Genomic DNA, 16,459 nt, shown 5'->3' on the forward strand with positions numbered 1-16,459 from the left:
GACTGAGGACTCTCTTCAATCAATCCATTCAAAGTTTTCATCTTTTGGCATTTCTACCAACATATCAATCGCAATTTGCGGAGGCAATGTGAGTTTGCGAATGTGAGTGTCCATCCATGCTCCGTCAACTGTTATTTTAGCGCAAAGGGTTCCATCTTCTCTAATGATCTCATGAGCAATTGAAAAGCGGGAATGATCTTTTTTAAGCTTCAAAACTTTAACATTAATACTCAATTTATCACCAAACTTAAGCTCTCTTCTAAAAACTGCTTCTTCTCTGAAAAGTACCGGGCCGAAATGATGTTTGGCTAACACTTCAGAAGTCAAACCTTTTTCAACAAAAAAATTAATCCGTATCTGCGCCGCAAAGTCATAATAAGCCGAATGACGAACGTGAAAATTCGGATCTAAATCAGCCCAACGAATGCTTACCGGAATTGAATATTCTTTCATATAAACCTATTTCAAATTATTTAAAGACAAGGTAGAAATAATTTACAAAATGAACGAACATTCATTTTAGGTCATTTAATTTTAAGTAAGGTCTTAGAGTGGACTATTAATTGCAACAATGCTAAGACATTTAACAATTTTATAAAAGTCAGGGTCCATTTACTGCATTGTAATGTTGTACTTTTACTATATCCGAAAAACATTCTTATCCAAGTAAGTTCATGAATAAAACAAAAAAGGCCGCTTTTATATTTACCATAATTACAGCATCTGTTCTTGCCATTATATTTATTTCCTGCCGGAAGAACCTTTATATAAATGATAATTCTTTAAAAGATACCACACAAACTACAGGATGGCGTTTTATTGGTGAACAGGTTTTGGCAAACGATATGACATTTCAAAATACCCCAGTAGGAGGTCTATCAGGAATTGATTATGATCCTGCTTCAAATGTATATTATATCATTAGTGACGATCGCTCTGAAAAGCAGCCGGCTCGATTTTACACGGCCAAAATTTATTTTAAACCTAATTCATTCGATAGTGTTAAAATAACTGCTGTATCCAATTTAAAACAGCCGGATGGAAATTTTTTTCCAAATAAATATGAAGACGAAACAAAAGTATGCGACCCAGAATCAATACGGTTTGTAAAATCAACAGGAACCTTACTTTGGAGCAGCGAAGGAGAACGAAAACCAAGCAGAGGGGACACGATCCTGATCGATCCGTTTTTACGTGAGATGAAAACTGATGGAACATTCGAACAAGAATATCCGATTCCTTCTGTTTATAAAATGTACAAGAAAGAGTATGGTATGCGTCAGAATTCGGCATTAGAAAGTATCGCGCTTTCTCCGGATGAAAAATACATTTTCATAGCCAATGAGGAACCTCTATATCAGGATGGACCGCCTGCCGATACAGAGGAAACGAAATCGTTTATACGTATCACAAAAATAGACCGCTTGACCAAAGAAATTGTAGCCCAATATGCCTATAAGCTGGATAAAATTCATTCCTCTCCATTAATTCCTGGTGGATTTAAAATGAATGGAGTGGATGAAATTTTATCAATTACTGAAAATAAACTGTATGTAATGGAAAGGTCCTTTGCGGTTGGGGCACTTCCTTCTAATTCAATCCGTATATATGAGGTTGATCTACAAACAGCAACCAATGTAAAAGATGTAGGTGCTTTGACCGGACAACAATTTACCCCTGCAACAAAGAAACTTGCCTACAATCTTTCAAGTTTAAATACAAGCATTGATAATGTAGAAGGAATTACGTTTGGACCCAAATTGCCAAATGGCCATAGCACCATCGTTTTTGTTTCAGACAATAACTTCTCTGTCATTCAAAAAACCCAGTTCCTTGTTTTTGAACTTTTAAGATAAAGAATCAGGTCATTACCATCTGATAATGACCTGCCTTTTTATTTTATCCTGTCCTTAAATACCTTCTTAAATTTTTCGAGTTTAGGCGCTATAACAAATTGACAATACGGAGCATCGCCGTTTAAATTATAATAGTTCTGATGATAGTCCTCGGCTTTATAAAATTTAGAAAATGGTGCTATCTCGGTTACTATAGCTGCTCTAAACGCCCCTGAAGCATCCAACTCCTTTTTATATTTTTCAGCAAGTTCCTTTTGTTCCTGATCATGATAAAAAATAACTGAACGGTACTGGGTTCCCTGGTCGGCACCCTGGCGATTTAATGTTGTTGGATCATGGCTACCCCAAAAAGCTTCCAATAGCTCTGGAAACGATATAACGTTAGGGTCATAAATGATCTGAGTTACTTCAGCATGGCCCGTTTCTCCGGTACATACTTCTTTATAGGTTGGATTATCGGTAGTTCCACCTGAGTACCCCGATTCGACTGATTTCACACCTTTAAGCTGTTGAAATACTGCTTCTACACACCAAAAGCATCCAGCACCAAAAGTAGCCGTATCTGTAGTTTTGTGAACATTTACAGTCATATTACTTAGTTCGTTTTTTGTTTCCATGGGTTTAATTCGTTTATTTTCTACATTATGACCACAAGCGCTAAGACTTAGCAATAAGCTCCATAACCCAATTAAGCTAATTCTACCATAATTTAAAACTGAATAATTCATTTTACAAGAGTTTAGTTAAAGAACGTAGTTTGGCCACACAGGGTTTTTCTATTATAAATCTGTTACATTCTTTTAAATTAAGGACCGAAACATCAACGGTAATCAACATCATAATTAACAAAATTGAAATATAAAGACCGAGGCTTAATAATCGATATTTTATTAAATTAAAAGTCTATTAAAGCAAAAAAGTAGTTTTCATTTAACACAAATTGTTTTTTGTAAATTAAAAGAAAGCCTTACTTTGTAACTCAAATCAATTAAACATAACCAACTGATGTTCAATAAGATTATTTCTTCAATTAAGAATTTCTTTAAGAAAATCAACAGTTTTCTACCTAAAAATAAGTTTGTAAAAGGGTTTATCTATTTAATTACAATAATAATCGTCTTTTTTATTGCGGTTGATTTTAATCTTTTTTGGCTGTTTGGTTACTCACCTGGCTTTAAAGATTTAAAAAATCCTCCTTTGGCTACAGCTTCGGAGCTGTACAGTGCCGACAGTGTGTTAATAGGAAGATACTATACCGAAAATCGTACGCCGGTTCAATTTAAAGACTTACCTGACAATCTTAAATATGCATTGATCGATACAGAAGATGCTCGTTTTTATAAACATTCTGGCATTGATCTTCGTTCATTATTCTCCAGTATATTTTCTACTTTAAGCGGAGATCGTCGCGGAGCCAGCACCATTACCCAGCAGCTTTCAAAGAACCTGTATCAAACGCGCAGGCAAAAATCTTTTGGTTTGTTAACTCATATTCCGGTTATAAAAACCCTTATCTACAAAACCAAGGAATGGATCACAGCGGTTAAACTCGAAATGGTTTATTCAAAAGACGAAATTCTCACCTTATATCTAAATACGGTTCCATTTGGCAACAACTCATTCGGTATTAAGGTGGCCGCTAATAAGTATTTCAACAAACAGGTAAACCAATTAACCCCGGAGGAATCGGCTGTATTAGTGGGTATGCTCAAAGCTACTTCAACTTATAATCCGATAACAAATCCGGTAAAATCAAGAGAAAGAAGAAATATAGTTCTTTCTCAGATGGTTAAGTACAATCACTTACCAAGACCCGAATATGAAAAACTACTGTTAACTCCTATTGTTCTTGATCTTTCTTACAAAGAAGATAATCAGCAGGAAAAAGATTCTTATGTACGAAATGCCGTTGCTAATTGGATTAAAGACTGGGCAAAGGAAAATGACTATGATATTTACGCTGATGGTTTGAAGATTTACACAACCATTGATTCGCGTATGCAAAAATACGCCGAAGAAGCGGTAGAGGATCGAATGGCGGCTTTACAACGCAGGTTTTATGGATATTGGCAAAACAGAAATCCATGGACCGATGAAAATGGTGATGAGATTCCAAATTACATGGAAACCATGGTGGAGCGATTGCCTGTTTATAAACAATTAACTAAAAAATATAAGGGGAATATCGACTCGATAGACAATGCCCTAAACCAAAAGAAGAGAATGACCGTATTTACCTGGAAAGGTGAAAAGGATACAACCTTCTCGACGGTTGATTCGATGCGTTATTACTCTCAGATACTTCAAACTGGATTAATTACCATCGAACCTTCAACATCAAGGATCAGAGCCTGGGTTGGTGGTATTAACTATGATTACTTTAAGTTCGACCACGTTATTCAATCTAAGCGTCAGGCGGGTTCAACCTTTAAACCATTTGTTTACTTAACGGCTATCGACTATAAAAAAATGTCGCCTTGCGATAAAATCAAAGACCAGCCAGTAACCATTAACTATGTTGAAAACGGAGAAAAGAAAAGTTGGTCACCCAAAAACGCCGATTGGCATTTTACCGGTTATGACATGACCTTACGCTGGGCCTTGGGCAAATCTTGTAATTCAGTTACTGCTCAGCTTACACAAATAGTTGGATGGGATAATGTGGTTAAATACGCACATACCTGTGGAATTGAAAGTCCATTAAAATCTGTTCCTTCAGTTGGTTTAGGATCAAATGATGTTTCATTGTTTGAAATGGCTACGGCTTATAGTGTTTTTTTAAACAAAGGAATGTATGCCAAGCCGCTATTGGTTACCAGAATTTATGATAAAGATGGAAAGCTCATTAAAGAGTTTAAGCCTGAACCCAAAAGAGTATTAAGTGAAGAAACAGCCTGGTTAATGGTGTATATGCTGCAGGGGGGTATGCAGGAACCCGGAGGAACTTCGCAAGCATTATGGGAATATGACCTCTTTAAGAAAGGCAATGAAATTGGTGGTAAAACAGGTACAACTTCAAATTATTCTGATGGTTGGTACATGGGAGTAACCAAAGATTTGATTACAGGTACCTGGGTTGGCTGTGAAGACAGAAACATACACTTTATGTCGGGCGAATATGGTGAAGGTTCAAAAACTGCACTTCCAATTTTTGGAAAATACATGGAGAAGATTTATTCTGATCCAACTTTGGGTATAACTATGGGTAAATTTCCTAAACCAGATATTAAAATTCAAACGAAATATTATTGCCCAAATTCCGTTCCTAGGAGAGACACAACATCTGGCATAGATAGTGTGAACGTTGAAGAAGAAACTTTGCCAGACAGTATAGATACTGGGTTTTAAGTTTCACTTTAAACGTTTTTTTTCGTATATATGTTTAAACGCTGGGTTAAGTTTGAAGTCTAATTTCAACTTAACTTATAGTTTAAGTTTTACGGTTAATATATAAACTTCCCTATAACATGCATCGGCTTTTTAAACTTCGGTTACTCACTCTTATCTTTTCGATAATATTTCTTTCGACCGGCTACTCCGTTCAAGCCCAATACTTTGGAAGAAACAAGGTTCAATATGAAAAATACAAGTTTAAAGTCTTAAAAACACCCCATTTCGACATTTACAATTACATGGACAATGATACCGTGATAAGGAAATTTGCCGACATGAGTGAGCGTTGGTATAATAGACATCGGAACGTTCTAGATCATCGATTTGATAATAAGAACCCGATCATGATCTATAATAACCACTCTGACTTTTCACAAACCACGCTATCAAGTGAAAACATTGGACAAGGCACAGGTGGTGTTACCGAGGGTTACCGCGGCCGTGTATTTATGCCATTTTTTGAGGCTGCCGCTCAAACCGACCACGTCCTCGGTCACGAGTTGGTTCACGCCTTTCAATACGATATTCTTAAAAGTGCCGACTCACTAAGTCTTTATAGTATTCAAAACCTCCCATTATGGATGGTAGAAGGTATGGCTGAGTATTTATCGATAGGCCGCAAGGATTCTCATACAGCCATGTGGATGCGCGATGCCGTGGTTAGTAAAGATTTCCCAAGTTTACGTGACCTAACTGTTACCAATAAGTATTTCCCATATCGATATGGACAGGCCTTTTGGGCTTTTGTAGCAGGGGTTTGGGGCGATACCGTTGTAAAACCATTGTTTGTTAATACAGCCAAATTTGGTTATCAAATGGCAGTTGACAGTACATTAGGTTACGAAGAGAAAGTTCTCTCTAACATGTGGAAAACCCGAACCATCGAAAATTATAAACCCTACATGAAAGATACCATTGCATTGGTAGGAAAGAAATTGGTTCGACAAGAGGATTTGGGAGAAATGAACATCTCCCCTGTTTTGAGTCCGGATGGTAATTTTGTTACTTTCTTTAGTGAGAAAAACCTCTTCTCAATAGATTTATTCCTAGCAGATGTGAGAACAGGTAGAGTGATCAGAAAACTGTCATCACAAGCCGAAAAATTACATGTGGATGATTATAACTACATTCAAGACGCTGGAACCTGGTCACCGGATGGATCAAAATACGCCTACATTGTAATGATTAAGGGTAAAAGTGTTTTGATTATTGTTGATGTAAGAACAGGACGAACCCTGGATGAGATTAAAATTCATGGTCTCCCCTATTTCTCGAACCCTTCCTGGGGGCCTGATGGCAAACAAATGTTGTTAACGGCTATGATCGAAGGTAAATCAGATCTGTTCATTTACAATCTTCAAACTAAAAAAACTCAACGATTAACAACCGATTTCAATTCAGAATTCCACGGTAGCTGGTCTAATAACGGCAAAACCATCGTATTTTCTTCAGATAGAGGCAGTGATACTAATTTACGTGAACTGAAATATGGTTCATATAAAATTTGTTTGCTCGATGTTGCTAGCGGCAAAATTGAAGTTCTTGACTTTTTCCCTGGAGCCAACAACTTTAACGCCCAGTTTTCACATGACGACAAGAAAGTATTCTTCCTTTCAAATGCTGATGGCTTAAGAAATTTGTATGAATACAACATTGAAACAAAGGAAATTAACAAACTCACCAAATACTTTACAGGTATTAGTGGTATAACTGAAGACGCTCCAGCATTTAGTGTTAGGGGAAAAAATGATATGATTGCTTATTGTTTGTTCCGTCATGGTGATTACAACTTATACAAAGCCGAAGCTTCTGACTTCCCTAGATTTAAAGTAGATCCACAGGCAACCGACTTTACAGCATCCTTACTTCCCCCGTTCGATATTCCGAAAGAGAGTGTGCTTACCAAAAACCTCGAAAACATTAGTATCCCATACTCAGAAGCGGATTATTTGAAGGTTCCATATCGTCCTAAATTCAGCTTGGTTACGGTTTCACAATCAGGTGTTGGTATTGGCTATAACTCACAATACGGAACCGGAGTTGCAGGTGGTATAGGCTTTTTATTTGGAGATATCTTAGATAGGAATCAGCTATATGCTGTTGCTCAGGTAAACGGAGAAATATATGATATTGGAGGTGGCGTTACTTATATAAACCGGGCAGGACGCGTAAACTGGGGTCTGGGTGTTTCACACACTCCTTACTTCAGCTCTTATTATGGTAATTTAACCTATGATCAGGAGCTAAATCTTGTTGAAAGCCCTTTTTATAAACAGCGAACTTTTGTGGAAGAATTGGCTTTATACAGTTATTATCCAATTTCACAAACGTTACGTTGGGAGTTAAATACTACATTAAGCCATTATAGTTATCGGATTGACAAATACAGTGACTATTATACTGCAGAGCAGGATAACCAAGGTAATATTTACCCAGGTTATTACGTGGGCCAGGAAAGATCTAAAGTTAATGCTAAGGCCTTAGGTTTTACCCCATTCAATTTAGTAGCTTTCCAGGGAGCTTATGTTGGTGATAATTCACAATTTGGATTAACAGCGCCTGTAAAGGGTCAACGATTCAGATTACAACTGTCACAAACTCTTGGAAATTATAACTTCACATCAGTTACCACCGATTATAGAAGATACCTTTATTCAAAACCCTGGACATTTGCTTTCAGAGGTATGTATTATGGTCGTTTTGGAAATACTCAGGATTTAAGAGCCTTGTACCCTATTTATTTAGGTTATGATCAATTAATACATGGTTATAATAGTAATTCACTTTACGAAAATTATAGCCCGGATGGCAAAACAGGAGTTGACCCATATGACTTATTAGGTGATCATATGGCTGTTGCGAATTTCGAAATCCGTTTCCCGTTAACTGGTCCTGAAAAACTTTCGAAGATCAAATCTGGATTCTTATTTTCTGATTTGGCATTTTTCACTGATGCTGGTTTAGCATGGGCCAAAGGACAGCCAGTTGAATTTACCTGGAAACATGTTCCAGGCCAGGCTTCTCCAATTGTAAGTACAGGTGTTACATTGCGTATTAATCTATTTGGTTATGCCGTAATAGAACCCTATTTAGCTATACCTTTCCAACGCTACAATCCTAAACCTTATTTTGGTTTATTCCTCTCAGGCGGCGGATGGTAATGTTTTTGTTAAGAAAACAATAAGAATAAGAGATTGCTCCTTTAACGGAGCAATCTTTTTTATTTTTGAATCACAACTATTCAATTAAAAAATGAGAAAGTATTTTACGTTTACCCTGGCATTTTTGGTTACCGTTTGCTTGCCATCATTTGCTCAAAAAGCAGCAAAAACAATTCCTTCCAAACCTAAACTCATTGTAGGTATTGTGGTTGATCAAATGCGTTACGATTATTTGTATCGCTATTATTCTAAATATTTGGATGGAGGATTTAAACGATTGATGAACGAAGGTTTTAACTGTAAGAATAATCATTATAGCTACGTTCCAACTTATACCGGCCCAGGTCATGCCTCCATTTACACGGGTAGCGTGCCCTCTATAAATGGCATTGCCGGTAATGATTGGTACGATCGCGTTTCACAAAAAAGCATGTATTGCGCCGAAGACACTTCTGTTACAACTGTTGGAAGTAACTCAAAAGCTGGCTTAATGTCGCCTAATAACCTGTTGGTAACTACAATTACGGATCAATTACGCTTGTCAAACAATTTTGGATCAAGAGTAATAGGCATTTCTCAAAAGGACCGTGGTTCTATTTTACCAGCGGGACATACCGCAAATGCTTCTTACTGGTTTGACTCATCGGCAGGAAATTGGATCACCAGTTCATTTTATATGAAAGAACTACCAAAATGGGTTCAAACTATAAATGAAAAACGCCCGGCTGATGAATATCTGAAACGCAACTGGACAACCTTACTACCTATTGAAGACTATAAAGAAAGTACCGCAGACGATCAACCCTATGAACGTCCACTTCCTGGTGAAGAAAAGCCAGTTTTCCCGCATAAACCGGCTAATTACGAAGTGATACGGACAACTCCCTGGGGTAATACCCTAACAAAAGATTTCGCCATTGAAACCTTAAAAAATGAACAACTTGGAAAAGGAAGCTTTACTGATTTTCTGGCTATAAGCTTTTCTTCTACTGATTACGTCGGCCACTCTTTTGGACCTAATTCTATTGAAGCTGAGGACACTTATTTGAGATTAGACAAGGATATTGCAGAATTATTGACTTATTTGGATAACTACCTAGGAAAAGACAATGTACTGGTGTTTTTAACAGCCGACCATGGCGTTGCCAATATTGCTGCCTTTAATAAGAGTTTTAAGATTCCTGCAGGAGTTTCAGACGATAGAAAAGCAATTAAAGCATTAGGCACTTTTTTAAACGAAAAACTTGGCGAGGGTAAATGGATTGAATATGCCATAAATGATCAGCTATATGTTAACATGAACTTGCTAAAACAAAAAAATGTTAAATATGATGATGTATTTAATCTTTGTAAGGAGTTTATTATGCAGATGGATGGCGTAGCAAATGTTATTGACCTGCACAATTTATCAGATGCGCTAATACCTGATTATCAACTCTCAGTAATTAAAAACGGGATGAATGCAAAAAGATCAGGTGATATTTATGTATTGGAGCGGCCAAACTGGATGTCGGGAACAAAAATGCAAGGAACAACCCATGGTAGCATTTATACAAGTGATACGCATGTACCTCTATTATGGTACGGATGGAATATACAAGCAAAATCAACAACTCAACGGACACAGATTGTAGACATATCGGCTACACTTGCTGCTTTGCTCGAAATTTTGGAGCCAAATGGATGTATTGGAACCCCAATTCAAGGATTAACTAAATAAATTCTAGAAGAATTATCAATTGTATCAAGGATAGATTGAATAGCAAAAAAGCTTCGAACTTAGTTCGAAGCTTTTTTGTTGCTCTGCATTAATGACATTCGGTAGGTGCTATAGTTTCTGATCTAGTTTCTAAGTGTGGACTTAAATAAGGTATACCCAGATTTAGCCCCCTTATAATTAGCAAACAACCCATTAAAAGCATAAAGGCTGGTATGGCCCTTTTAATTTTATTTCTCAGTTTAAGATCGATTATATTACCCATTAAACCAACTCCTAACATTGCTGGAATAGTGCCTAACCCGAAGAAAACCATAAATAAGGCTCCTTGATATGCACTTCCAAGCGAAGTGGTCCAAATAATACCCAAATAAACAAAACCACATGGCAACAAACCATTCAACAAACCAATTGAAAATAAAGAACTGAGTTGTGGTTTACTGAACAGTTTCGCTATGGCATTTTTAATCAAACCTATAGGTTTAAATAAGATATAACTGGTATTGAGTCTGAACTTACTGAAATAGGGAAAAATGGCTATCATTAAAATTAAAATACCTAAAGCAATGGAAAGGCTTTGTTGAAATCCGGCCAATTTAAACCCTAAACCCAGTAATCCAAATAGCAACCCAATTAGCGAATAAGAGATTACCCGGCCCAAATTGTAAATAAGAACTGAAACAACTCGATTTATCAGTAAATCATTCTTTACGGGTAATGACAGCGCTATCGGGCCACACATACCAATACAATGAAAACTACCTACAAAACCAAAAATTAATGCTTCAATCATCGATTGATCTTATTACAAAAAAATATTTTGTTCTAAATAATAATCTTTGCCTTCACATTTCCAATCTATCCGCAATATGTACAAACCCTTTACAAAACTGGAAGAATTTATTACCTGTACACCATTATTATCAGCTTCTAACGCAACTTTTAAGTCTTTACTCTCATCCGAAGGCCGAATTAAGGCAATAGTTCCCTCAACTTTTTTGCCGTCAAAATCTTTTGGCAGGTCAATTGAGACTTGTTTCGCTGATAGTTCAACTTTGGTTTGCTCACTCAGTTTTGCCACATTCTCTTTACCATCTATTTTATGCTGATACTTCAGTTCTTCGGCATAATAATTAGGGGTAATCAATTCAAATTTTTCATGCATGGCCTTGTAAGCCAACCACACAATAAAAACCACAAAACTCAAATAAAATATGGCTGCAATATAACTCCAACTCAATTTAAACATCTTATAAGTATTAATCGCTTACCGGCCCCATAAATGAGGTCTTAATGGTTTGCATCTTTATATTACCATTATACACGCCAATCTTAAGATTAGTTTTGCGTGAATTGATTTCTTTTTTCGGCAGTATAATGAAGAAAGTACCATTCGCTGACTCTTCTCCGTTAACAATAATATTTTTGCCTATAATTTTAACATCCGCAATAGCGTTCTCTACTTTAATAGTAATTGGTATCTTCTCCTGGCTTTTATTCAGAATTTTAATATTATAAAGATTACTGATGCTATCGTTACCCTGTTTTTGGTAAAGCATACCTCCTACCCTTGTAACCGTCGTATCCAGGTCTTTACGTGATGCCAGTAAAAACACCATAACACCAATTAAAACAAACAATACAGCTGAATAACCTTTTATACGTGAAGTAAATTTAAACTTCTCTTTTCTAATAATGTTATTCTCCGATGCAAATCGAATTAAACCACGAGACAGGCCTACTCTATCCATCATATGATCGCAAGCATCAATACAGGCTGTACAGTTAACACATTCCAATTGAGTACCGTTGCGAATATCAATTCCTGTTGGACAAACTTTTACACACTGATAACAGTCAATACAATCACCAATAGTTCGTGTTTCATTTTTCCTGAATTTCCCGCGACTTTCACCTCTCACTCTATCGTAGGCAACAACTATTGAATCTTTATCCAACAGTACGCCTTGCAATCTTCCATAAGGGCAAATTGCTATACATACCTGCTCTCGCAGGTGAGCAAAAACTCCATAGAAACATAAAGTAAAGGCTAAAAGGGCAATGAAACCAGTCAAATGCAGACCAATAGGTTCCATTATTATTTTAATGAGATCATCAAGACCTATAACATACGCTAAAAAAGTATTGGCTATCAAAAAAGAAACAGCAAAAAAAACAGTATGCTTAGCTGTCTTTTTAAAGATCTTATCCTTCGTCCAGGGGCCATTATTTAAAGCCCGCTGTTGGTTATGGTTACCCTCAATCCAATATTCAATTTTACGAAAAACCATTTCCATAAAAATGGTTTGAGGGCAAGCCCAACCACAAAAAACCCTTCCGAATATTACGGTAAAAAGAACAATGAAAACTAAGAAAGTGATCATCCCCAGCCCGAAGATAAAGAAGTCCTGAGGCCAAAAAGTAACTCCAAAAAGGGTAAACTTTCTATCTAAAATATTAAACTGAAACAGCTGATGTCCATTAATCTTTATAAAAGGAAGAGCAAAAAAGATCACAAGGTAAACCAAACTTAAAACTGTCCGTACATTGTAATACCAGCCTTCCGGCTTTTGAGCATAAACCCATTTACGTTTACCTTTTTCGTCAACAGTTGCTAAATGATCCCTAAAACCATCCTCTTCATATAAAACATCGTCTTGCGCCATTTCAATCTTCTCTTGTTTCGAGTTACATTTTAGCGGTTGTTACCGAATCTTTTTTTACTTGTGTATCAGTTGAATCTGCTGGCTTAGAATTAGCATCCGCAGTTGCTCCTTCTTTATACAATTCACCTTGCTTTTCTTTTGCATTAGGAGGATTTGTACCATGAAGTGTTTGAATATAGCTTGCAACTTCTTGTATTTGAACCGGAGATAAATCCTGCTGCCATGATCTCATCCCTTTTTCAACAACACCATATTTTATTGTTTTGAAAATGTTCTTAATACCGCCTCCGTGTAACCAATAATCGTCGGTAAGATTAGGGCCAACACCTCCTTCTCCTTTGGCTCCGTGACAAGCCACACAGTTGGTTTTAAAAACATCGGCACCTTTACTAACCTGGGCAGCCTCGGTTAAAAGTACTACGCTGTTTTCATCAACCAGGTTGGCAGATTTCTTTTGATATTCTTCCATGTGTTTTTCTGCCACGGCTAGCTCATTTTTGTATTCATCAATTTGCAATGGAGCAGCTTTTATAACGTGGAAAACAAGCAAATAAATAACTGATATACCTATAGTTACATTAAATAACCAAATGAACCATGGTGGCATTTTGTTATCTAGTTCATGGATCCCATCATAGTCATGTTCCATCAACAACTCTCCCTCTTTTTCAATAGGTACTGTGCTGTTAATACGTTCAAAAGAATACCATTTTTTCTTTGGAGTAGCAGCTAAGACTGCTTCTTTTTTACCAGTAATAAGTGTTTTAAGCTCAATGCCAAAATACACTCTAATGATCTTCATTATTGAAAATGCCAAAAGTATAATGACAATCAATTCAATAACAGCTGCAGCAGCCAGTGAATAAAAGATCAAATCTGTACTTCCAACTGCACCTCCGGCCGACTTAGCTGGTGTTCCGGCACCCGACCCAAATTGTCCAAGTTCTTGAACAGCAAACGCTGCATTATTCAATAACAAAAGAAATAGTAAAACCAGTAACGGTTTTAGTTTATTTTTTATATCTGTAGTTCGAAATTTCATTCTCAAACTGATTAAAGGTTAGTTAAACTATTAGTTTCTGTTCCATCCAATGGAATATGACTCGCTTCATCGATGTATTTCTTTGGTGCTTTGATCACATATAGCGTAAGCAAAACAAAAAAGATAAAAAAGACCAACAATGAGATCAAAGGGTAAATACCTACTCCTGCTATCGTTTCGAGATAATTAATAAATTTCATTGCTCTATTTTTTAATTACTTCAGCGGTTTTGTTTTGGGCTTTTATATCAGTTCCCATTCTTTGCAGGTAGGCAATAAGCGCAACAATCTCTCGATCGCTTTTTGTTTCAATTCCATCTTTTTTAAGTCTTTCAACAATCTCGCTTGCCTGTTTCTTTAAATCATCATTTGCTATCTGATCATAACCCTGAGGATATGGAACACCAAGTGTTTGCATTGCTCTGATCTTAGCAGAAGTTGAAGATACATCCAACTGTTTATCAAGCAAGAACGGATACGCAGGCATAATTGATCCAGGAGACATAGATGATGGATCAAACATATGATTATAATGCCATGAATCAGGGTATTTACCACCTATACGATGTAAATCAGGACCGGTACGTTTAGACCCCCACTGAAATGGGTGATCATAAACAAATTCGCCTGCTTTTGAGTATTCACCGTATCGAACTGTTTCATCCCTGAAAGGACGGATCATTTGAGAGTGACAGTTGTAACAACCCTCACGTAAGTAAATATCACGTCCCTGAAGCTCTAATGGAGTATATGGTTTTACACTGGCAATGGTTGGAATATTTGATTTAACCAAAAATGTTGGAATCATTTCAACCAATCCGCCAATTAAAATTACAATCAAGCTACCCACCAACATTAAAGTAGGTTTGCGCTCTAAAACACGGTGCCAGTGCTCGCCGGCATGAGACTCATGTTTTGTTAAAGCAGCAGCCTCAGCGGCTTCGTCAGCAACAAATGAACCTGCTTTAGCAGTTTTTACAAGATTGTAGGTCATCATTATTACCCCAGCCAAATAAAGTACACCTCCTAATGCCCGCATTGCGTACATTGGAAGAATTTGCTGTACCGTTTCAAGGAAGTTTGGATATTTTAAAATGCCCTCTTCTGTAAACTCTTTCCACATTAAGCTTTGGGTAAAGCCGGCAAAGTATAAAGGAACAGCATAGAAAATGATACCTAATGTGCCGATCCAGAAATGCCAGTTAGCCAGTTTTTTAGAGTATAGCTGCGTTTTGAACATTTTAGGGAACAACCAGTATAAAACAGCAAAGGTTAAGAATCCATTCCATCCTAATGCCCCAACGTGAACGTGAGCAACAGTCCAGTCGGTAAAGTGACTAATTGCATTAATATTTTTCAACGACAGCATTGGGCCTTCAAATGTGGCCATACCGTAAGCGGTTAATGCTACGACAAAAAACTTAAGTACTGGTTCTTCTCTTACCTTATCCCAGGCACCTCTTAAAGTTAATAGACCATTAAGCATACCACCCCATGATGGAGCAATAAGCATGATAGAAAATACAGTTCCAAGAGATTGGGCCCAATCAGGTAAAGCTGTATATAACAAATGGTGAGGACCTGCCCATATGTAAAGGAAAATCAGGGCCCAGAAGTGAACGATAGATAGTTTATATGAATAAACTGGTCGATTGGCTGCCTTAGGTAGGAAATAATACATTAAACCTAAATAAGGTGTTGTTAAGAAAAATGCCACTGCATTATGACCATACCACCATTGCACCAACGCATCCTGAACACCCGCATACATAGAGTAGCTTTTTAAAGCGCTAACAGGAATTTCCATTGAGTTTACGATATGTAAAACGGCAATGGTAATCAGCGTTGCAATGTAAAACCAAATAGCTACATAAATATGTTTCTCGCGACGTTTGATAATCGTTCCAAACATATTGATACCAAAAACTACCCACACAAGAGTAATTGCAATATCAATAGGCCATTCTAGTTCAGCGTATTCTTTACCGGTGGTGTATCCCAATAACAACGATACAGCAGCAGCTACAATAATTAATTGCCAGCCCCAAAAATGAATCTTGCTCAATGCATCACTAAACATTCGAGCTTTACAAAGTCGTTGAAGGGAGTAATAAACACCCATGAAAATACCATTTCCAACGAAGGCAAAAATTACAGCGTTCGTATGCACGGGTCTAACCCTGCCAAATGTGCTGTACTCCAAACCCAGATTTAATTGTGGGAACACCAATTGCAAGGCGGCGAAAAGTCCGGCTGTCATACCCACAATGCCCCAAAAAATCGTTGCATTCGCAAATTGCTTTACAATCCGGTTGTCATAATAGAATTTTTCTATTTCCATATATACTCAGTAAGTTGCTTTTTTTGATTTGATTTTATATTCTATCTTCTGATTCAGGGTCTTTATCGTCGAACAAAATTCTTATTGAAGGTGTATAATCATCGTCGAATTGTCCGTTCCGAACTGAAAAAATAAAGGCTAGCAGAAAGCCTCCCGCTACCAATAAACTGATAATTAACAGAATGATTATTGCGCTCATATTGTCAACAAATTGTCACAAAAGTATAGTCGTCAGCTATCATAAAACATGATAAATATCATGTTTGAAAGGTTCTTAACTAATA

The 16,459-nt window shown here is 36.9% G+C and carries 13 protein-coding genes; 4 read left to right on the top strand and 9 right to left on the bottom strand.

Translation table 11 applies throughout. The annotated features are described in order from the left end of the window. Nucleotides 1-15: 15 nt before the first annotated feature. Nucleotides 16-453, bottom strand: coding sequence for an acyl-CoA thioesterase (locus C3K47_RS07005; RefSeq protein WP_103788412.1), 438 nt, complete (start codon nt 451-453; stop codon nt 16-18). Nucleotides 454-674: 221 nt separating this feature from the next. Here C3K47_RS07005 and C3K47_RS07010 point away from each other — a divergent pair, with 221 nt between their 5' ends. Next, nucleotides 675-1,856 carry an esterase-like activity of phytase family protein gene (locus C3K47_RS07010; RefSeq protein WP_103788413.1) on the top strand — a complete coding sequence of 394 codons (1,182 nt, stop codon included), beginning with the start codon at nt 675-677 and terminating at the stop codon, nt 1,854-1,856. Nucleotides 1,857-1,894: 38 nt separating this feature from the next. On the opposite strand, the gene msrA is transcribed toward C3K47_RS07010, so the two are convergent. After that, nucleotides 1,895-2,584, bottom strand: a complete 690-nt coding sequence (gene msrA, locus C3K47_RS07015; RefSeq protein WP_103788414.1) for a peptide-methionine (S)-S-oxide reductase MsrA — start codon at nt 2,582-2,584, stop codon at nt 1,895-1,897. A 277-nt stretch (nt 2,585-2,861) separates the two neighbouring features. Between msrA and C3K47_RS07020 the strand changes: the two genes are divergently transcribed. The 3 genes from C3K47_RS07020 to pafA all read left to right on the top strand — a co-directional run bounded on the left by C3K47_RS07020 (nt 2,862) and on the right by pafA (nt 10,130). After that, nucleotides 2,862-5,204 carry a penicillin-binding protein 1A gene (locus C3K47_RS07020; RefSeq protein WP_103788415.1) on the top strand — a complete coding sequence of 781 codons (2,343 nt, stop codon included), beginning with the start codon at nt 2,862-2,864 and terminating at the stop codon, nt 5,202-5,204. A gap of 119 nt (nt 5,205-5,323) precedes the next feature. Beyond that, nucleotides 5,324-8,410: a PD40 domain-containing protein gene (locus C3K47_RS07025; protein WP_103788416.1), complete on the top strand. Its 3,087-nt coding sequence runs from the start codon at nt 5,324-5,326 to the stop codon at nt 8,408-8,410. A 91-nt stretch (nt 8,411-8,501) separates the two neighbouring features. After that, a complete protein-coding gene (gene pafA, locus C3K47_RS07030; RefSeq protein ID WP_103788417.1) occupies nt 8,502-10,130 on the top strand; it encodes an alkaline phosphatase PafA in 1,629 nt (542 codons plus the stop codon). A gap of 88 nt (nt 10,131-10,218) precedes the next feature. On the opposite strand, the gene C3K47_RS07035 is transcribed toward pafA, so the two are convergent. From C3K47_RS07035 to ccoS, 7 genes are read right to left on the bottom strand one after another with little or no spacing between them, the layout of a single operon-like run. Then, nucleotides 10,219-10,920: a sulfite exporter TauE/SafE family protein gene (locus C3K47_RS07035; protein WP_103788418.1), complete on the bottom strand. Its 702-nt coding sequence runs from the start codon at nt 10,918-10,920 to the stop codon at nt 10,219-10,221. Between the two features lie 12 nt (nt 10,921-10,932). Next, entirely contained in the window at nt 10,933-11,376 is a 444-nt protein-coding gene (locus tag C3K47_RS07040) for a FixH family protein (RefSeq protein WP_103788419.1), read from the bottom strand. A 10-nt stretch (nt 11,377-11,386) separates the two neighbouring features. Beyond that, complete coding sequence (gene ccoG, locus C3K47_RS07045; RefSeq protein WP_103788420.1) at nt 11,387-12,793, bottom strand: cytochrome c oxidase accessory protein CcoG; 1,407 nt, start codon at nt 12,791-12,793, stop codon at nt 11,387-11,389. A 22-nt stretch (nt 12,794-12,815) separates the two neighbouring features. Continuing rightward, nucleotides 12,816-13,835, bottom strand: a complete 1,020-nt coding sequence (locus C3K47_RS07050) for a cbb3-type cytochrome c oxidase N-terminal domain-containing protein (protein WP_207765248.1) — start codon at nt 13,833-13,835, stop codon at nt 12,816-12,818. 11 nt (nt 13,836-13,846) lie between these two features. After that, a complete protein-coding gene (locus tag C3K47_RS07055) occupies nt 13,847-14,035 on the bottom strand; it encodes a CcoQ/FixQ family Cbb3-type cytochrome c oxidase assembly chaperone (protein ID WP_103788421.1) in 189 nt (62 codons plus the stop codon). A gap of 4 nt (nt 14,036-14,039) precedes the next feature. Further along, on the bottom strand, nt 14,040-16,175 hold the full coding sequence (gene ccoN / locus C3K47_RS07060; RefSeq protein WP_103788422.1) for a cytochrome-c oxidase, cbb3-type subunit I: 2,136 nt from the start codon (nt 16,173-16,175) through the stop codon (nt 14,040-14,042). A 34-nt stretch (nt 16,176-16,209) separates the two neighbouring features. Further along, nucleotides 16,210-16,374, bottom strand: a complete 165-nt coding sequence (ccoS, locus tag C3K47_RS07065) for a cbb3-type cytochrome oxidase assembly protein CcoS (RefSeq protein ID WP_103788423.1) — start codon at nt 16,372-16,374, stop codon at nt 16,210-16,212. Nucleotides 16,375-16,459 lie beyond the last annotated feature (85 nt).

Source organism: Solitalea longa (genome assembly GCF_002920915.1).
GTDB lineage: Bacteria > Bacteroidota > Bacteroidia > Sphingobacteriales > Sphingobacteriaceae > Solitalea > Solitalea longa.